Source organism: Shewanella sp. 1311 (genome assembly GCF_059338235.1).
The window spans coordinates 3,863,216-3,882,755 of record NZ_CM181686.1 but is presented as its reverse complement, the minus strand read 5'-3'; the positions used below and the strand labels follow the sequence as shown (position 1 = coordinate 3,882,755).

Annotated in this window: 13 protein-coding genes; 3 read left to right on the top strand and 10 right to left on the bottom strand. The window is 44.4% G+C overall.

The genetic code is table 11. The features are described from left to right. Positions 1 to 95: 95 nt before the first annotated feature. From nagA to AC5YB3_RS17235, 6 genes are all read right to left on the bottom strand, one after another. Entirely contained in the window at positions 96 to 1,232 is a 1,137-nt protein-coding gene (gene nagA / locus AC5YB3_RS17260) for an N-acetylglucosamine-6-phosphate deacetylase (protein ID WP_012088545.1), read from the bottom strand. Positions 1,233 to 1,287: 55 nt separating this feature from the next. Beyond that, positions 1,288 to 2,286 carry a glucosamine-6-phosphate deaminase NagB-II gene (gene nagB-II / locus AC5YB3_RS17255; RefSeq protein WP_006084998.1) on the bottom strand — a complete coding sequence of 333 codons (999 nt, stop codon included), beginning with the start codon at positions 2,284 to 2,286 and terminating at the stop codon, positions 1,288 to 1,290. 17 nt (positions 2,287 to 2,303) lie between these two features. After that, the gene (gene nagK, locus AC5YB3_RS17250) at positions 2,304 to 3,239 is read right to left on the bottom strand and encodes an N-acetylglucosamine kinase (RefSeq protein ID WP_259523528.1); all 936 of its coding nucleotides are present in this window, start codon (positions 3,237 to 3,239) and stop codon (positions 2,304 to 2,306) included. Between the two features lie 223 nt (positions 3,240 to 3,462). Next, a complete protein-coding gene (locus tag AC5YB3_RS17245; RefSeq protein WP_494525809.1) occupies positions 3,463 to 6,261 on the bottom strand; it encodes a beta-N-acetylhexosaminidase in 2,799 nt (932 codons plus the stop codon). Positions 6,262 to 6,289: 28 nt separating this feature from the next. Further along, complete coding sequence (locus tag AC5YB3_RS17240; protein WP_494525808.1) at positions 6,290 to 7,777, bottom strand: methyl-accepting chemotaxis protein; 1,488 nt, start codon at positions 7,775 to 7,777, stop codon at positions 6,290 to 6,292. Further along, positions 7,777 to 8,862: a substrate-binding periplasmic protein gene (locus AC5YB3_RS17235; protein ID WP_494525807.1), complete on the bottom strand. Its 1,086-nt coding sequence runs from the start codon at positions 8,860 to 8,862 to the stop codon at positions 7,777 to 7,779. The genes AC5YB3_RS17240 and AC5YB3_RS17235 overlap by 1 nt, the downstream gene beginning before the upstream one ends. A 496-nt stretch (positions 8,863 to 9,358) precedes the next feature. On the opposite strand from AC5YB3_RS17235, the gene AC5YB3_RS17230 reads away from it, so the two are divergent. Continuing rightward, positions 9,359 to 10,270, top strand: coding sequence for a sulfite exporter TauE/SafE family protein (locus AC5YB3_RS17230; RefSeq protein ID WP_494525806.1), 912 nt, complete (start codon positions 9,359 to 9,361; stop codon positions 10,268 to 10,270). A gap of 135 nt (positions 10,271 to 10,405) precedes the next feature. Here AC5YB3_RS17230 and AC5YB3_RS17225 read toward each other — a convergent pair whose 3' ends face one another. The 3 genes from AC5YB3_RS17225 to AC5YB3_RS17215 all read right to left on the bottom strand — a co-directional run bounded on the left by AC5YB3_RS17225 (position 10,406) and on the right by AC5YB3_RS17215 (position 15,373). Continuing rightward, positions 10,406 to 11,059 carry a putative 2OG-Fe(II) oxygenase gene (locus AC5YB3_RS17225; protein ID WP_494525805.1) on the bottom strand — a complete coding sequence of 218 codons (654 nt, stop codon included), beginning with the start codon at positions 11,057 to 11,059 and terminating at the stop codon, positions 10,406 to 10,408. A gap of 23 nt (positions 11,060 to 11,082) precedes the next feature. Then, positions 11,083 to 12,615 carry a tryptophan halogenase family protein gene (locus AC5YB3_RS17220; RefSeq protein ID WP_494525804.1) on the bottom strand — a complete coding sequence of 511 codons (1,533 nt, stop codon included), beginning with the start codon at positions 12,613 to 12,615 and terminating at the stop codon, positions 11,083 to 11,085. Between the two features lie 61 nt (positions 12,616 to 12,676). After that, positions 12,677 to 15,373, bottom strand: a complete 2,697-nt coding sequence (locus AC5YB3_RS17215) for a TonB-dependent receptor (protein ID WP_494527198.1) — start codon at positions 15,371 to 15,373, stop codon at positions 12,677 to 12,679. 428 nt (positions 15,374 to 15,801) lie between these two features. On the opposite strand from AC5YB3_RS17215, the gene AC5YB3_RS17210 reads away from it, so the two are divergent. Both AC5YB3_RS17210 and AC5YB3_RS17205 read left to right on the top strand, forming a co-directional pair. Beyond that, entirely contained in the window at positions 15,802 to 16,818 is a 1,017-nt protein-coding gene (locus AC5YB3_RS17210; protein WP_494525803.1) for a LacI family DNA-binding transcriptional regulator, read from the top strand. Between the two features lie 79 nt (positions 16,819 to 16,897). Further along, positions 16,898 to 18,126 (top strand): IS3-like element ISSba4 family transposase gene (locus AC5YB3_RS17205; RefSeq protein ID WP_494525802.1). Its coding sequence is split into 2 segments (ribosomal slippage): positions 16,898 to 17,249 and positions 17,249 to 18,126, totalling 1,230 coding nucleotides; the frame shifts between segments, so codons are not numbered across the junction. Between the two features lie 42 nt (positions 18,127 to 18,168). Here AC5YB3_RS17205 and AC5YB3_RS17200 read toward each other — a convergent pair. Next, positions 18,169 to 19,458 (bottom strand): NAD(P)/FAD-dependent oxidoreductase, encoded by a 1,290-nt coding sequence (locus AC5YB3_RS17200; RefSeq protein ID WP_494525801.1) that lies wholly within the window; start codon positions 19,456 to 19,458, stop codon positions 18,169 to 18,171. Positions 19,459 to 19,540 lie beyond the last annotated feature (82 nt).

Genomic DNA, 19,540 nt, shown 5'->3' with positions numbered 1-19,540 from the left:
TTAGTGCTGTACAATAAAAAAACTTAGCCCCTGTCATCAAAATACGACAAGGGCCAGATGTTAAAAATCACCTAAACTGCAAATGTAAATGCAATTTAAGGGTGTGCATAAACGGCTTGTCCTGCAATGTAGTTTGCCTGCACTTTGTTCTGCGCATCGAGCAAGACAAAGTCAGCCCTGTATCCCAGTGCTAAACGGCCAGCCTTATGGTCAATCCCGAGGAATTGCGCGGGATATAACGCCGCCATTCTTAAGGCTTCCGCCAAAGGTAAACCCAACAAGTTCACAGTATTATTGACCGCAGTTGCCATATCGAGCACACAGCCCGCCAGCTCACCTGTCACAGCATTTAATCTGTCGCCGACTCTTAACACTCGAGTACCAAAGAGCTCGAAGCTAGTCTCATCCTCCATACCCACAGGCGGCATAGCATCGGTGACTAACATCATCTTGCCCCTCGGTTTTGCCCGTAGTGCAACCTTTGCCGCCGCAGGGTGCACATGGTGACCATCGACAATCAAACCACACCAAGCGGTTTCACTCTCAATCGCCGCGCCAACCATTCCAGGCTCACGGGAACCCAGTGGTGACATCGCATTATAAAGATGGGTAAAGCCCGTCGCGCCTGCCGCTAATGCTGCAATCACAGTATCGTAATCGGCATTAGAATGGCCTAAACACACCTTAACGCCCGCCGCGACGAGCGTGCGGATCACCTCTGGCGACACATTCTCAGGCGCAAGCGTGACAACTTTAATACCCAGATCTTGACGACAAAATACTGCGAGTTCAGCATCGGTTATTTCACGAATAAAACCCTGCGGATGTACACCTTTTTTAGGCACAGATAAATGTGGTCCTTCAAAATGCACCCCTAAAACGCCAGCGCTACCTTTGACTAAAGCCTCGGCCACAGCATCGGCCGCATTGGCCATCACGCTGACATCGTCGGTAATAAGCGTAGGTAAAAAACCTGTCGTGCCAAAACGTGCATGGGCACGGCCGATAGTTTCAATGCAATTAACACTCGGATCGGCATTGAATAACGCCCCGCCGCCACCGTTCACTTGTACATCGATAAAACCTGGCACCAGCGTTCCGGCTTGGCGGATTTCCTTCGCGCCAACAACCGTATCAAACGCCAGAATGTGCCCGTCTTCGACAGTAACAGGCACATCTTGATGGAAATATTCACCATCAAAAATACGCTCGGCGATCAAGGTGATTTTCATCGCAAACCTCTTTCAATAAATAACACGAGTGACTTAAGTCTTTAATTTCGGCGGCTTAGAGCGTTTGGGTCACTTTTTTAAGGCCAGCAGGTTGATCGGGATCAATACCGCGGGCAATCGCAACCGCAGCCACATCGATATAGAAACGTTGTAATAAGGCTAACGGCGCCACACGTGGGTGAATGTCGGTCGAGGTTTGATTCAGATGCACTAAATCGGCGCCGCGTTGGCTCACGTTTTCAATCTGTTCTATGTGGCTAGCGTAGGATTCATCGCCAATACACACATCAACGATAGTGAGTTTTTTCTCAACTAAGGTCACAGGACCGTGGAGGAACTCGGCGCTACTGAAGGCTTCAGCATGAATAGAACACACTTCTTTTAACTTAAGCGCGATTTCCTTAGATACCGCATAACCTAAACCACGGCCAAGTACGACTAAGTTCTTCACGTCGGCAACGGATTCTGGCGTGAGTTGTGGCTCAGCGTCCACCGCCGTTTGCAGCGCTTGGGGTAAAGAAGCGACGGCGCTAGCAAGCGATTCGCTTTGAGTCCAAGCGGCGGCGAGCTGTAAAATCGCTGACAAGGTCGCGAGGTAACTCTTAGTCGCGGCAACCGCTTTTTCTTCGCCGGCACGTAAAGGCACAACAACATCGACGATATCTTTAATCGGTGCGGTTTCATCATTGACTAAGGCAACACAAAAAGCGCCAGCATTTTTTGCCATACGCGCCTGCGCCAAAATATCAGGGCTACGGCCAGATTGTGAAATCACAATCACTAACGCACCTTCGAGTTTCAAGGTCTTACCATACACACTCGCCACTGATGGTGCTGCGGCAAACGTCGGTACGCCCGCTTCGATTTCAAATAAGTACTTAGCAAAAACACCCGCATGATCCGATGAACCACGACCAACGATCATTACAAAACGGGGATCGAAGGCGCGCAGCTTTTCACCTAACTGCTGCATGATTTCAGCGTTAGCTTCTAACTGGCCAGCGATTTTTTGCGGTGCGGTGCGAGCTTCTTGTTCCATAATAGTGTTTGTCATGTCTTTTACCTTCACGTTCAAATACAGGATTTGGCTTCAGTGCCTATGTGCACTGACAACGACTTATTAAATTCTTGCTGGGCGAAATACATAGCACCGAGTTCGGGTGGTGCTAAGGTTTCTGAAATTTTGGCGACCACATCGGCACCGAGCCAGGCTTGTAAAGGCTCTGCAAGGCCACCGATCATCGAAAAACGCACCGGATTTAGGCTAAATAGCTTACGCGCCATGTCGCTAATATAATCTGCGCCCTCTTGCACTATCGCCGTCGCGACCGCGTCACCTTCATTGGCGCAATCGAGCACACTTCTGGCTAATGCGGCATAGCAACTTGATGATTTACCGGCTAGATTTTCGACAATGCCGAGCGCATCGGTGACGTTAAAGTAGCTCAGCAGCATATCGGTTAATCGGGTTGGTACGGCAAAACCATCGAGTGCTAACAACACGTGCTCGGCGGCTTTTAATCCCAGCCAAGCACCGCTGCCCTTATCACCTAATGCAAAACCATAACCGCCAATACTCAAGCTGGTATCACCAACATGGGCATAACCGCAAGAACCTGTGCCCGTGATGATCACAGCGCCATCGGCACCGCGATGGGCACCAATACAAGCCGTATGCAGATCTGTGGTGACATACATGGCCGCAAAAGGATGCTGCCAGTTGATCACGTCTTGATATAACCGAGGGACATTTACGCCAGCAAGACCAAGACCCGCCACCAGCAAGTGACTATCGCTCTCGTTCATGCCAGCATCCAGCAACGCCAGGCGAGTCGATGCTTCAATGGATTCAAATGTTTGTGTGAGACCATGCAGTGGATTTGCGCGCCCTGCAACACCTGTCCCTAAAACGGTACCGTCTGCGCAGTAAATGGTGGCGCGACATTTACTGCCGCCGCCATCTACACCTATAAACAGTTGTTGATCTTTTGTCTGGACTAACCCCATGACACCCCTCTTCAGCTATCAATGCAGCGCTACCGTTGCTTATTATTTGCCGTTAATACAGCGCTCAACTTTAGTTAACTCAATGTTACAGCAAAAATGACAGCGTTGTCATTTACTTTTTTAAGTGATTTATGATCTAAAATCAAATTTAGGCAATCATTGACACAGAAAAACAAAAAGGCTGTATTTTATCTTTAAAATACAGCCAGATATAAAAACTGATTTAGTTAACGATTAAACTTCGGCCTTTACGAATACCATCGGCAGCTATGGCACGGACCTCAATCGGTGCAGTGACCGCCAGCCCCGCTTGATAAGCTTGCCATTGGCCATTTAGGCTTCGGTATTCCAGTTTGAGTCCGGGATAGGCGATATTAGCAAACAGTTTACCCTCACGGATCTCGGCGCCGACCGTCGGTACGCGATAATCAATCCCCGCTTTATCTAACTTAATAAACTCTTTGTGGCCTAAAGTATTCGCAAGTTGTTGCCAATCCTTTGCCTGTGCATCACGCATGGTCAAAGTAAAAGCACCCGAGCTTTGGTTATACACAGCACCTTGATATTGATAAGGAACTTCCCACGCGGCTTGATGCCAAGCACGCTCGGCCAACATCAACAAACGCGGGAACACCATGTATTCAATCGTATCGTCACTGCGAATCGACTCACTCCAAACCTGCCCTTGCAAGCCAGTAAAAGGTTTGCCTTTCTCCCTTGGACCCGAGATTTTTTTACCCGCCTCATCAAGTTTTATTCTGTCGTCCGCTTCGAACGGCTGATTTTGAATATCGGTCCATTGCTCGGCATTGGCGGCCAAGTTATCTGGCATAAAGCTAAAGACTTTATGGCTGTTGGTCGCGCGGCTCGCCCAGTAATAGCCATGCTCCTTGGGATCGGCCTCATAGGGGAAATCAAAGTACAACACCTCAGGATTAGAGAGCACGGTTTCCCAACCAAGATTCGCCTGCTGATTGGCGCGCTCATAGCCTTTATGGGCAATCACATCCCAAATATTAGACTGCACTTTAGCGGGCATATTCTCAGGGCGAACATGGCTCATGCCATCGCTCCATCCTGCGGCTTCAATGCCTTTTGCCGCTAACATAGTCGAAATTCGCTCAATAAAATAAGCGCCTAAGTCATCTATCGACTTAACGCCTTTATCGTTATTGGCGACAAATGCTAAACACTGGGGTGATTGTTTCCAAGCTCCCGCCGTTTCATCGGCACCAATGTGGTAACGCGTCAATGGTTGACCCGCGGCTTGGTGTAACTTGGCAATTTCATCAATCACTTTATCGACAAAGTGATAAGTCGACTCCATACACACGTTAAGCGTGTTGTCGTCGTAATACTGCACTGAAGAATAAACCGTTTTGTCGTTTGCATCGGATAACAAATATTGCTCAGCTGCAGTGTTTTTCCCTTCAGCTTGCAATTGACGAGCGCCCGCATCTAACGCTTTTACCGCTGTGCTAGCTTGATTTGCCGTTTCCTGCACAGGGACAACCTGCACTTTGCCCGTGTTTTTAAGCTCTACGTCTTCAGCCTGTAATCGACGAAAACGCGCATCCATCGCTTTAATCGCGGCACGGCTATGACCCGGCATGTCCATCGACGGGATCACCTGAATTTGACGCGCCTCGGCATATTTCACTATGTCGATATAATCTTGTTTGGTGTAATAGCCATTAACACTAGTATCGCCAAACGGCCCACTGCCTAACTGCGGTAATAAGCAGGTATTTTCATCTAAATCATGACAACGTTTACTGCCAATGTCGGTTAATTCAGGCAGACCATCGATTTCTAAACGCCAACCTTCATCGTCAGCCATGTGTAAATGCAGTTTATTGAGCTTATAAGCCGCCATTTGGTCGAGCAAATCCAGCAACAATTGTTTGCTGTGGAAATTACGTGCCACATCAATGTGCATACCACGGAACGGATAACGTGGGCTGTCTTCAATGGTCATGGCATTCACTTTCAGCGAATTCACATCCACAAGGCTTGCTAATGATGACAAACCGTAAGAGAAGCCCGCCGCATCATTGGCAGCGATCACTATTTCAGTTGGCTGAATATCTAAGCGATAACTGCCCTCATCCCCTTTTTGGCTGGCAAATTTCACCGTCATGCCACTCGCAGATTCAGCCACACCCAGGCGAGCTAAACGTGCCACCGCCGCCGCAACTTGACTCTTTTGCTCTGGGTTATCTTGCTGATATTCGAGCTTAATACCACCAGCAAGAGATACTGGTGTATCAGTTGAATGGATCTTCACCTTTTGTGGCGTTGGGATAATGGTATCCACAGCCAAGGCGGCATCTTCACTCACGCTTTGATTGTCTTTAAATAATTGCGCTGTATCGGCTGGCGCGAGTTTATCCGTTTCAGTGCGTTGATATTGGGTTTTAAAATTCGTAAACCCTTCAACATACGGACGCGTCTCTAAACCCGTTTCGGCATCTTTCCCTACCTGAGTGCTGGCGATAATGACGGGTTCTAATCCTTTTGCTGCGAGGTAATAGTTTGGCATAGCGTCGGTTTCAGCCAATTGCCACGGCTCACCACGGAACGTCAGTTGCTTTTTCTCGCCCTTAACAAATCCCTTAAAAGCAGCCGTTGGCGTAATACGATGTAAATCGCCTTTAACGTGCGTTATCGTCAATTCACCGCTTTCAACCGATTGCACTGGGCGCATTTGGCTTAAATAAATTTCCCAATCCTGGCTAGCTAAATCTATACCGGGCACGAAATCAATTTGAGCGACAAAACAGCGACCATCGGCTTTATCTTTTAGGCACTTATCGTCTGGCACATTTGTCACCACACGGTAAGTTACGACTAACGAATCCCCGAGTTGTTGTAACTGCGCTTGAGTTAATGCGTCCTGAGCTTGCTGTGTTTGAGCCACAGCCTTATTGGCTGACGCTGCGGAAGGCGTCACAGGCGCCTCGGAACAGGCCGCTAATCCTAAAGCCAGTAAAATGGCGCTTGCTAAGAGTGTTCTATTCATGATTATCCTTATCTAGCTCCAGAAATGGCTACAATCTGAAGGAAGTTACTAACGTCCGCAGTCTTTCCCCTTGGTGAAACAGTCGCTCGCTCGAGTGCGCTAAGTGCTCGCTATCGAGTGAGGCTGAACCTGAGACATTGGCAAGATCATTTAACGTACGAGAAATCGCTTCGGTGACGCAGGTTTGTTCCTGCGCCGCATGGGAAACTTCGATGTTCATATTACTGATATTTGAGACTAAATCAGTCACTTTAGTGAGTACTAACTTAATTTCTTCCGAGCGGTTTACGCCCTGAGTCGAGAGGGCTTGGCTCGCTTGCATCACAGTGACCGTTTCAGCCACACGGCTCTGAACCTGCTGGATCATTTTCTGTATTTCACCGGTGGCATGTTGGGTTCGGCTCGCCAGCGTGCGCACTTCGTCGGCAACCACAGCAAAGCCGCGCCCTTGTTCACCCGCCCTTGCCGCTTCAATGGCAGCATTAAGCGCCAGTAAGTTGGTTTGCTCGGCAATACTGTTGATCACCACAACCACTTCATCAATTTTTTGGGTTTCTTGCTGTAACTGTGAGACGGACAATGCCGAGCGAGCTAATTCAGATGCCAGCTTGCGGGTAATGTCTAATCCCGAATCAAACTGACGCTGACTGTCATCGACCGCTTTATCGGCCTGACTCGCCGCATCCGCGGTGCGCTTGGCATTAATCGCAACTTCGTTAGCACTGGCACTTAGCTGAGTTACAGCCGTCACTGCGGCCTCGGTTTCTTTTAATTGGGTTTGCACGCGATCATTGTTGGTTTGCGACAATGAGCCAAGCGCTTTGGCATCGCCCAGTAATTGCCCTGAAGTTTCGTGCACTCTGGAAATCGTGGCGTGAATTTGCTCTACAAAACCATTAAATGCCTTGGCAAGCTGACCAATCTCATCCTGACTCTCTACGGGTAATCTGTGGCATAAATCACCGTCACCGCTGGCAATTTCTTCCATGGCGCGGACAACATTCTCCAGTGGATTAATCACTAAACGTTTAAGGATAATGAAGATAACAAATAAACTACCACCGAGAATTAACAGCGCCTGCAAGAAATAACCTAAGAGTAAATCTGACAACTGAGCGCGAATTGGCAACATAGAAAACTGAATGGCCAATTGGCCCGTCGGATTGCCTTGGTCAGCAAAGTGAATTTCACGTTTTACCAAATACTCATCGGCCACCGTTTGAGCCTGTTGACTCTCGGCTAACACTTTACCGCGATGGTCGCTCACGACGATATGATAAATCTGTGCAGATTTAAGCATCACAGACAACACTGCTTGGATTTGTTCATAATCGTAGGTGAAGATGGGTTGCGCCATAGTGACTTGCAAATTGGCGACGGTATTGTCTTCAAACTCAGTTTCACTGGCGGCCAATTTATCGCTCGCCAACCAGTAAGATGCACCGAACAAAACGCTGACTATCATAAAAATCGCTGCCGCTAACCCAATCTGTACTTTTAAGGCTAATGTTTTCATTATTTTGCACCTTGCATACTAAAGAGATCTAACCATAATTCTTTGCGTTCTATTGGCGTTAACGGACTTAAATCAGGCGTATCGAGGCGGATAATGACCCTTTGTTCAAACTTTGCCTCGCGGTACAGTTGCTCAATTTTTAGCTCGCGATTGAACATCTCATCAAAAGAGCCGTCGCTGACCATACTTTCAAGCCCAGCTAAAATGGCCACCGCTAGTTCGGGGCGCTTAGGGGACACAAAGAAATAAGCCGGCGAGCGATATTGCAGCAGAATATGGCTATCAACCTTAAGTGCGGGATCGGGGTGACTAGCAAGTTCTTCACCAATTTCCTGGGCGCCGAGGGCAAGATAATCGAAACGCCCGCCTTCTAACATGGGGTATAAATTGGTGTACTGATAACTCGTGATGACGGGTAATCCATTGGCTTCTAAAATCGTGGCATCGGGCCAATAACGATTTTGCCCCGCCTTTAACTGCCTAAAATCCGCCATGGTTTTCACCTTGGCGAATCGCGTTTCATCCGCTTTGCGGATAATCAGCAGTCGATTACCGAGTAATCCTTTAAACAATGGAATGCGCACGGGTAGCACAGTTTCTTCTAATTCTTTTGAGGTCATACTCCAAAACACATCGACTGTTCCAGCCAGTGCTTCTTCGACCTTGCGTTTTTGATTCATCTGAGTTGACATTTGCTGCACTTGATAGCCGCTATCAGAACGGCGCAGTGCTTCCTTAAGCAAATTTAGCTGCCAAGTCTGCTGTATGGTGGTGACGATTGTTTTTGAAATCGGTGGCTGAATGTGAGAAACGTCAGACTTAGTGGCTTCAGAGGAACCAGAATTAGAGTTTGAGTTTGAATTTGAGTTTGAATGTGAATTAGCTGCAAAATGACTTGAGGCGGTATCGGCGGCAAACACTGTGAAGGCGGCCGTCGAAAGCCCCGTCAGAGCCATGATAAACAGTGACCAGCAAGCTGCTCGTTTAGTGATGATAAGTGTGGTCGTTAGTGTAAAAACATAACGAATGACACTCGTCATGCCCGTCGCAATGACGCGCATCGCAACCGTTAAATGAATCGCCATAAATTGCAGCCTCTTTTTATTATCTGGTTTTTACCAGTGAGTTTTATTTATCTATGCCGCTAACGTTCAAATGCTGAGGTAGGCATTTAAGTCATATTGTAAAAACACCCTAAAAAAATGGCTGGGCACTGCTTACAGTACCCAGCCCACGCTAGTTTCTGGGGAGAGACTATCAAAATATCAAAGACAAACGTATCGCCGCCCGACAGCAATACTCCTGCCAAACACATGAAAAGGAGACCTCATCCTCTCATGCAGACCTTACAAACAACGTATCACACAAGCAGATGACAGCGCTGTCATTGTTAAAGTACACAAGAAAGAACAGGATTTCTACATTTTTTTGACAATTATTGTTATTTTTTATGAACAGACATACTTAACCATTATTATTCAATCACTTAAAATGTTTAATTTATTTATTCAAGCTTATGTGACAACGCTGTCTTTCATTGGTAACATGGCGATAACATGACAAAGGTCACGGTAGCTATCGATGAGTTCCCTTAACACATTAGTGCCCAGTAATACCCAATCTGCTCCGCGCTTAACTCGGCACTACCGAAACCTCAGTTTGATATTGCTACTTTGTGGAGCTTGGTTATTTTGGGCGAGCCATTTTCATTCGCCATTTGATCTTATCCAAGAATATGGCCGCTTTTTTTTTCTGGGTATTACAGGAGCGATATTTGCCAATTCGACGGGAGCTGGCGGTGGCGTCATCTTTATTCCCGTTTTTTCGAGCCTCAACTTTAGTGAGTATCAAAGTGTTGCGACTTCATTTATGATCCAATGCTTTGGTATGACAGCAGGCGCGATTTCATGGTCACTGCATTATAAAAAGCGCCACCGGGAAGATGCAGCCTGGTCTGGTTTTGTGAAAGCAGCATTACTTACCGCCTTCTTTTCAGTATTAGGTTTCTGGAGCAGCCAATTACTACAGCTCAACTCCCCATCTTCGCTACACACAAGTTTCAGCATCTTCTCGATTGTACTCGGTATCGCCATCGTTATTAGTAGCAAAAGTAGCACGCCAATAACTCGCGCTATAATGCCAGTCGATTTTCTTTGGCTCGCTCTCATTGGCTATTTCGGCGGCATTATCACAGCTTGGTTATCGGTAGGCGTCGGTGAATTAGTCGTCATTTATCTGATGTTACGGGGACTATGCGCCAAAATGGCGGTCGCCACCGGTGTCATTGTCTCTGCAATTACAGTTTGGTCGGCAAGCCCTATTCATATTTTTTCAACAAATAGCCATGCCCTCTTTGAGCTAGTGTTATTCGCAGGCCCAGGTGCAGTTATCGGAGGATTACTCGCTCGCAAATTAGCGCTATATCTCCCAGTAAAAGTATTAAAACTCTTTTTCTCCATTTGGATCATTTTGACGGGGGTTGTTATGCTGTAACATTTTTTATGCTACAAAGTTAAAATAGACGATGAGACTAAATAAAAAGCACTATGCCTACAAATAGAATTTAATTACATTATTTTAAATACTACTTTCTGAAATAATAAACTAAAATAAAGTTTGATTACGTAGTTATTTATTTAATGGTGGAAAGCCAACTTCAATAACTAAGCATGTACGTGGTAAGTGGCTCTTGTGTACAGTTGTTCCATGTAAAAATCTTGCGTCATGACAAACAAGTCGACCTGTTTTTGATTTGACAAGATATTGTTTCTCAGCCGGATATTCGTGACAATGATTCCCCCGCATAATGCTGTTATCTTTATCATTAATAAAAACCAAGTCAGCACTTTCATCTGGTACATCGGTATAATATATTGCAACTAAATGAGGAATAGTCCAGTCGTTATTGGCATGCCTATGGGCAATGGCATCACAATTATACTCCATCCTATTCGCCCAAGTTCGGTGATACTTAAGCTTCTTTACATCACGAGTATTATGGAACCCCAATAAAATAGCGGATTCAAATATACGTCTCAGAATCCAATCCCCTAAAGGGTTAGTTTTGAAGTTTAATAATTGTGGAATTGGATGGGTTTTATAAAGATGTGCAGTTGATAATGCCCGTCCTCCTTTCGCATCAGGAACGTTCCCTTCATTGATCACATCAGGAAGTGAAAACAGCGATTCAAGTGTACTGTATGATTCGCGTTTCCCCTCAAAACTATCATATTCTTCGAAATCAAACACACAAATAGCTTGTTCAAATACAGGCACTAACATTTAACATCCTCATTACTATCGACTTACAACTTAAGCGTCTTACTTTCAACAGCGCGCATTAATCCTTCCAACCATTCTCTATGATTTAAGAGTAACGTTTCAGCTCGCCCTACTAAGAGGTCATTATCAGAGAAAAGTGTCTCACAATGTTTAATTTCTTGCTGAGATAAAACTGAATGATTTGTTTTAAATTTCATTCCATATAAAACATATAAAAAATTCTTATGATCAAATAAATCAAAACGACTAAAAAAGTCAGACTGATGCGGAGGACGTAATTTGAATCTAGCTAAGCGCTGTTTTAACTCAAATGAAATAGTATCCTCTTTTTGATTCTCTAACCAAAATGATGAATCTTTCCGGTCAGAAATACAATAGTGCAACTTAATGAAGTCAACAACACGCTCCCAAACATACGTAATAACACTATTATAATATGAAGTCGAGACGCTAATATCTTCTATAGTTCGAGGAAAATGACGAGCTAACAGTTCAGCAGAAAAATCGGAAACTAATATAGATGTCGCCTCAAGAGGCTCAACAAAGCCTTGGGCCAATCCTAAAGCAACACAGTTTTTATGCCAGAACTCCTTCCTATAACCAATCTCCATTGGAATTTTCCGCGGCTTGAATTGAGCTTTATCGACTTGTAAGTAATCGGCATATAACGTTAAAGCTTCCTCATCACTCATGTGCCGACTTGAGTAAACAAAGCCAGTTCCACGACGCGTAGTGAGTGGAATATCCCATATCCAACCTGCCTTATGAGCCGTCGCAGTTGTATAGGGATTGATATTTTCTTTAGCATTCAAAGACACTTGCTGCACTAAAACAGTATCCGTCAGTAACTCGCTTGATTTACTTTCAAAAGGAACTTTCAGTGCTTTATCAATTAGGATTGAAGAAAAACCACTGCAATCCACATAAAAATCAAAAGCTAACGATGAATTGTCAGCAGTGATTAAATGTGAAATTAGTCCAACTTGATCCTGTTCAACTCCTACAATGGTGGCAAATTGATGCTTAACATTAAACTTTTTTTGTGCGTTCTTTGCCAATAACCCAGCAAACTTTAATGCATTAAAATGGTAGGCATAAGATAAGGCCCCATCATAGTCTCCCGAGCCTTTACGCTTAGGGGATAAACCTAAGTCACAGATCCTTGCCTGAATGCCAACATCATCAAATGGACGTTGACTCGCGTGAGAAACCCAGTAACTTGAGACATCAATACCTGCAGGGTAAGGGGCATCGAAAGCATGATAGTAATGGTTGTCTCCATGCACATTTTTATCGAGCCAATTAACAAACTTGATTCCTTGCTTAAAAGTCGCATCGCAAGTCAGCAATAGCTCTGCTTCGGAAATGCCAAACCGCTTCAATCCCTTCGCTAGATATGGAACACTTCCTTCACCTACACCGATTGTTGGCACATCTAACGACTCAATCAAAGTAATCTCTATTTCAGGATCATGGCACAACTCAGCCCCAAGGTGATTTGCAGCTAACCATCCAGCTGTTCCGCCCCCTATAATTGCAATACGTTTGATTTTCATAGTGTTTGTTTACCTATAAAAAAGCCCAGTCAAGACTGGGCTTTTGAATTACAACAAAGTGTTAGAATACAAAGCTAGCACCAAGTTTATATGTAGTTTCGCCTTTAAATGACCAAGCAGGGAAATCATCTTGAAGCGCAGGCTTAACTTCAGTACCTACGCCGGCAGCACCATATTGAACGTCATCTTCAGCTGTTAAGTTAACAATTTCAAGACGTAATGCAATAGCTTCTGTCACATTCCAACCTAAAGTCACATCGAGTGTACCAAAGGCATCATGCATACGGTTGCCGTAATACTTACCATATTCACGAACCATGTACTCAGAACGCCAGTTATAAGCGGCACGTGCTGAGAAATCATCATTCTCCCAGTAGCCGACTAAGTTAGCACTATGCTTTGATGACTCAGTAAACATACCTATGTTGTCAGTATAAACTTCTGAAGGTGCACTACCATCTGCATATGTATAGTTCGCATTAACACCGAAACCGTTATCAAATGCATGGTTTAACTGCAGTTCGACACCATCTATCTCACCACCACCAGCATTTTCATAATTATTAACCGTCCAGTTATCAGCTGGTACCGCTAAATCATTATTAATTACGCCAATTTGCTGATTATACTTAGTAGTTGCAACGATAAAGTTACTGATATCTTTAATAAAGTATGTAGCAGAAACTAAGTTACCATCACCATAGTAGTATTCAAGGCTTAAATCCGCCTGAGAAGACTTCATTGGTTGTAAACCTGGATTACCATAAGTAATCTCTTCATTGCCTTTTCTGTCATCAGGATAACCAGTCGAAACTGATAAGAATAAATTATCATAGTTAGGACGAGTGATCGCTTGTCCTGCGGACATACGTAAGATCAAATCCTGCGCTAAATCGAATGAAATATTAAAGCTAGGTAAGACATCACTATAGCTGTCTTTAACGCTATGAAGCTCTTCACTCCAACCTTGGTTAACAGCTAAAATATCCGCTGGTGAGTTATCAATCACATGACCGCTCGAAGTGACATCAGTTTGGATATAACGTAAGCCAAAGTTACCGCGGAAACCTTCACCATCAAACGAGAACATGCCATACATAGATAGGTTATCTTCTTCGATCAAACCATAAGCAGAGCGGCTATAGGCAAATTGATCAACCAGAGACTCTGTGGCATTAATCATAGCGTCTAGGTCAGCTTTAGGAATCGTCCAACCGTCATAACCTAACTTCATTGTGCCACTGTAAAGATCAGAAGTTTTAAATTCATTTGTTTTGGTTGGATCATAGATGGCGCGGTATTCGCTCTTCTCGAACTCATGTTGTGTGTAACGAACACCTGTTTCAAACTTATTGATAACACCTAGGTCAAGGTCAAAATCAACATCTAATTGAAGGTAAGTTTCTTCATCAGAGTTAGGTCCTTTAATCCCCGTCCAAGTTGATGTTCCAACAGTTGTATCCAGTTGGTCTTGGGTAAAGCCCATATCACGACCATTAATATCTACTTGTTTACCAGTAGCATCAACAGTACCTGCCCACTTAACCTGACCAAACTTATCACCCCACCAACCATAACCAAAGTTAGCACTCATTTGAGTACCGCCTTCAGCTTTTGTCTTTCCTGCAACGCCTGAAATCGCGAAACCATCACCTTTATAGTCAGCGTTCAACTCAAAGGTATCTGACGTCATCTCACCTTTACGCGCCCAGTTTTGGAAGAACACATCTGATGGCGCATTTTCAGGAGTGACACTTAACGTACAAACACCTGCTGCATTGAATTGTTTACATGCAGACGGATTAGTTGTGTTCCCTGGTCCAGCAGTGCCATCAGTAGGAGAGCCTGCCCAGTTTGTATCGGTTTCAATATACATGTTAGCGCCAATACTATCGGCACCGAGTTTCAGTGATAGTATGTGGGCACCAAATTCTAAATTATCCGTTGGTCGGAATTGTAATGTTGCATCTAGCGCAGTGCGCTCTTGCTGCTGCAAGAAACTAGATGGCTGAACAGAAGAACGTCCACCCCAATCTAAATCCGCTTCAGTACCAGTCCGTAAATACTCACGGTCAATATATGAACCCGCAACTAAAACACCAAATGTTTCGTCGTCATTTTTCCAGCTATACAAACCAGATAATTCAGGTGAAATGTCTTCATTTACTGAGCCGTATTCTCCCTTTGCAGAAACAAATACAGAATTAGCGTCCATATCCAGAGGTTTACGGGTTTTAACGATAACAGTACCACCGATACCACCTTCAACAAGATTGGCTTGAGTGGACTTGTACACTTCCATGCCACCAATCAGTTCAGAAGGTAACATAGAATAGTTGAACGAACGGTCGACGTTCATTTGATCGTACCAACCAGTAGACGCTACGTTCTGGCCATTTAAGGTGGTCAGAGTCATTAAAGGATCTGTACCACGGATAGAAACTGAACTACCTTGCCCAAATGTACGACCCACAGTTACGCCTGGGACACGACCGAGAGCTTGGCCGACATCAGAATCAGGAAATTTACCAATATCTTCCGCAGTAACAGCATCCACTACTGCGTTAGAAAATCGTTTTTCATTGATATTGGCTTTATTTGAAGCGCGAATACCGCGAACTTCAATTTTTTCAATATTTTCAGGCGCTGCGCTGGTTGCCGCGGCATCTGCAGCGACAGCGCTGATGGATACAGCACTGCCGAGTAGGATAGCAATATTTGTTGCTAGTACAGTTTTCTTAAAGATTGATGGTCGCATCTCGTTTCCCTTCCATAACTTTATTATCGTTTTAGTATTCATAACCATTCCTTGCGGAATGACAACGCTGTCATGTCTAGTGCAAACATTACACAATAATTAACAGCCTTGCCACAACAAAATAACGATGGAAGCAAAAAAATGTCATAAAGCAGAATTTTGAATCAGTAATTTTATTAAAAATCATTATAAAACATGAGCTTTAATATTATGACGTAAATTTACAACTCCAAGCATAATTGTAACAACGATAAATTAACGCCAATTTGTAACAATTCAGGATTGCTAAGCACATCAAAAGCTCGCACTATAAGACGCATAAGTAAGAAAATACTGATAAAAATGTAAGCTTGTAAATTGCTGGTAAAGAATTTACGTTCATAGAATAGTTAACCCTTCGCGACCTTAGACAAAGAGTTTTTACATCAATGAAAGTCACTATCAACGACGTAGCTAAATATGCTGGAGTGTCTATCAAGACAGTATCCCGTGTCACCAATAACGAACCTTCAGTAAAGCAGGCCACAGTTGACAAAGTGAACGAGGCGATAAAAGCGCTTAACTACCAACCGAATTTAGCGGCGAGAAACCTCGCGGGTACTAAATCCTATGCTATTGGTTTTATTTACGATAATCCAAACGCTTACTACATTATTGATATGCAAAATGGGATCTTGGCAGCCTGTAAAGACAAGGGCTATGAACTTGTCATCCACCCTTGCAATGCCAAATCAGAGACCATTTATGATGAGCTTACAGCACTAGTCAAATATTCTAGGCTAGCGGGATTAGTACTGACGCCTCCCTTGTCAGAAGATCCGAAAGTACTCAAAGCGCTTACTGAGATTGATGCTAACTATGTGCGCATTATTGCAGGTGAAAAGGACAACGATCAGAATGGATTGACTATTTTAGTCAACGATAAATTTGGTGCAGTTGAAATCACCCAGCATCTGATTGACTTAGGCCACAAGCATATTGCGTTTTTAAGTGGGGATTTACACCATGAATCCACCAAAGAACGGTTACTTGGTTTTAAACAAGCATTAACAATAAATGGCCTAAAACTGAATGAAAACTACATAATTGAAGGGAAGTACTCATTTGAGTCTGGTGTTGACGGTGCGAATAAGCTTATTAAACTAAAACATCGTCCGACTGCGATTGTGGCTTGTAACGATGAAATTGCCGCTGGTGCACTTTTTGCTGCTCGTTTAGCGGGTTTAGATATCCCTGTAGACTTATCGATTGTCGGTTTCGAAGATAGCCCATTCTCACGTCAAACCTGGCCTAAACTCACCACAGTACATCAGCCAAACGCAGAAATAGCGCAAGTCGCAACGGAATTATTAATCGCAAAACGTCGCGAGCAGGATGCAATATATTCTAAGACCTTTACACCTGAACCTATCATTCGTGACTCATCAGCAATTCCTAAACCATAAAAAAAGAGAGCATATTTGCTCTCTTTTTTACCCTACATTGTCCCGTCCTGAAATACGTTGACATAAAGAGGACTTCTTTATGACAACATCAAGTAACTCAAGCCGTAAGCGTACTCAACGCGATTACACCTTAGCTTTTAAATTAGGCGTTGTTGAACGTGTTGAAAAAGGCGAAATGACTTACAAGCAAGCGCAGACTCGTTTTGGCATTCAGGGTAAAACAACAGTACTCGTCTGGCTGAGAAAGCATGGTAAACTCGATTGGTCGAAACCCTTTCAGCATCCCCTTATGCCTCATTCAAAAGAAACCCCAGCCGAAACTATCAAGCGCCTTGAGCGTGAGTTAGCCGAAGCGAAACTGCGTAACCAAATTCTCAATGGTATGGTCGATATCATGGACAATGAATACGGAGCCGGCCTCAGAAAAAAGTACTTATCCGGTATCTCTGGCAAGCCAAAACCCAAAGCAAAATAAACCTTGCCGTTGCGTGTCGCGCCGTCGGTATTTCACGGCAAGGTATTTATCAGGCTGTCGCCCGAATGGCGAACCGAAGCGCTGAGCTATCGGTTATCAAAGACTGGGTCCAATATTGGCGTAACTATATGCCACGATTGGGGACGCGTAAGCTCTATACTTTGATACAGCCTAAGCTGGTTGAACATGATATCAAACTCGGGCGAGACGGGTTCTTTACCTACTTGAGAAGTGAAGGCTTGCTAGTTAAGCCCAAGAGAAGCTTCACAAAAACGACATTCAGCAAGCATTGGATGAAGAAGCATCCCAACCTGCTGAAGGAAGAGGGACTACACGATGCCGAGCATGTACTGGTCAGCGATATTACCTATCTCGAATCAGACCAAGGCGTGCACTATTTGTCACTGGTGACCGATGCCGCGTCACGTAAGATAGTCGGTCATCACTTGAGTACGGACATGAAAGCAGAAAGCGTAGTGAAAGCACTGAAAATGGCGGTCAAAGATAAGCGCTATAGCGCTAATGCGGTCCATCACTCAGACCGAGGTTCGCAATACTGCTCAGCCGTTTATCAAGATGAACTGCAGGCCAATCATATTCAGCCGTCAATGACAGACGGTTATGATTGCTATCAAAATGCGTTAGCAGAACGAGTAAACGGGATCCTGAAGCAGGAGTTTTTACTCTACCGGTGTAAAACGCTGGAAGAGCTGAAGAGACTTGTTAGAGAATCAATAGCGATATACAACGAAATGAGACCGCATCTGAGTTTGGATATGGAAACACCCAATCAGGTGCATAATAGAAAAGGCCAGCTACTGGAGCTGGCCTAGAAACTGTCAACCTATCTTAGGACGGGACACATTACATAGAAATCAATGTAATTTGAGCTTTGGACGCTGCCACCTCAATAACTTTTGTGCTACTCGATACACTATTGCCGAAAACCAACCATAAAGGCTGGCTAAATGCCTCTGATACAATGAGATATACATCAATCTTGCTATATGCCCTTCAACAAAGAAAGTGCCAGAGCGTAGGTTCCCCATCAAATTGCCTACTGCAGAGAAGCGGCTTAAAGACACTAATGAGCCGTAATCTTTATAAATAAAGGCCTTTTCAGGCTTACCTTGTAATCGATTAACGATATTATCAAACAAGGTATCAGCCATCTGTGCCGCAGCTTGCGCCCTTGGTGGAACAGGCTGACCAGAACTTTGGATCAATAGAGCGCAATCGCCAAGGGCGTAAATATCTTGATGGCCCTTAACTCGCATGCAGTCATCAACTTCAACTTGATTTCGCGGCGTAATGGGCAATTTTGTAAAGTTCTGAAACGCTTTTGGCCCTTTTACACCAGCCGCCCAGACTTTTAAGCCCGCTTTAATCACATCCCCATCTTGGGTAATAAAACCATCACGAGTCACTTCTTTAACTTGAACACCGATATGTAAACGTATACCTATCTTATCAAGAACTGCCTGCGCCCTAGCGCTCACACGCTCAGGTAATTGGGGGAGAATTTTGGGTGATGCTTCAATCAAATGCACATCAAGGTGATGTTTAGCAATATTTAGATAGCCATACTCTTTAACAGATTCAATCACATGATGAAGTTCTGCCGCTAATTCAACACCGGTCGCACCAGCACCAACAATGCCAATACTGACTCTTTCTTGTGTTTCGTTTAATTGGAGTAATGCGTCGAGTAATTTATGATGGAATAGGTTAGCATTTTCAAGGCTATCTAAGAAGATGCAGTGTTCATCAGCTCCTAATGTATTGAAACTATTAGAAACACCACCAAGTGCGAGGACTAAAAAATCATAATCGATTTGTCGCTGTTCTAACAGTATCTCGCCTTCATCATTATAGACGGCGGCTAACTGAATCGATTTTGCGTCAGGGTCGCACTGCTCTATCTCACCACGAATATAGCGGTAACCATTTTTAAGCCCGTGATCGCGGTAGAGTAAACCTTCAATAGATTGGTCGATCACGCCAACAGCAACTTCGTGTAATTTAGGCTTCCAAATATGAATAGGACTTCGGTCAATTAAGCACACATCGACGACATCACTACCGCCCCATTTACGGCCCAACTTAGAGGCAAGTGCTAAACCTGCAGCACCACCACCCACGATCACTATTCTTTTTGTAGCCAAAATGACAACCTCATAAAACTCATTTGCGAGGCTCAGTTATACCATGTTACAGATAAGAGATAACTACATTAGTTCAGTAAAA

Coding starts and splice junctions, on each gene's coding strand:
- nagA (WP_012088545.1), bottom strand. CDS start 1,232: ATGAAAATCACCTTGATCGCCGAGCGTATTTTTGATGGTGAATATTTC.
- nagB-II (WP_006084998.1), bottom strand. CDS start 2,286: ATGACAAACACTATTATGGAACAAGAAGCTCGCACCGCACCGCAAAAA.
- nagK (WP_259523528.1), bottom strand. CDS start 3,239: ATGGGGTTAGTCCAGACAAAAGATCAACAACTGTTTATAGGTGTAGAT.
- AC5YB3_RS17245 (WP_494525809.1), bottom strand. CDS start 6,261: ATGAATAGAACACTCTTAGCAAGCGCCATTTTACTGGCTTTAGGATTA.
- AC5YB3_RS17240 (WP_494525808.1), bottom strand. CDS start 7,777: ATGAAAACATTAGCCTTAAAAGTACAGATTGGGTTAGCGGCAGCGATT.
- AC5YB3_RS17235 (WP_494525807.1), bottom strand. CDS start 8,862: ATGGCGATTCATTTAACGGTTGCGATGCGCGTCATTGCGACGGGCATG.
- AC5YB3_RS17230 (WP_494525806.1), top strand. CDS start 9,359: ATGAGTTCCCTTAACACATTAGTGCCCAGTAATACCCAATCTGCTCCG.
- AC5YB3_RS17225 (WP_494525805.1), bottom strand. CDS start 11,059: ATGTTAGTGCCTGTATTTGAACAAGCTATTTGTGTGTTTGATTTCGAA.
- AC5YB3_RS17220 (WP_494525804.1), bottom strand. CDS start 12,615: ATGAAAATCAAACGTATTGCAATTATAGGGGGCGGAACAGCTGGATGG.
- AC5YB3_RS17215 (WP_494527198.1), bottom strand. CDS start 15,373: ATGCGACCATCAATCTTTAAGAAAACTGTACTAGCAACAAATATTGCT.
- AC5YB3_RS17210 (WP_494525803.1), top strand. CDS start 15,802: ATGAAAGTCACTATCAACGACGTAGCTAAATATGCTGGAGTGTCTATC.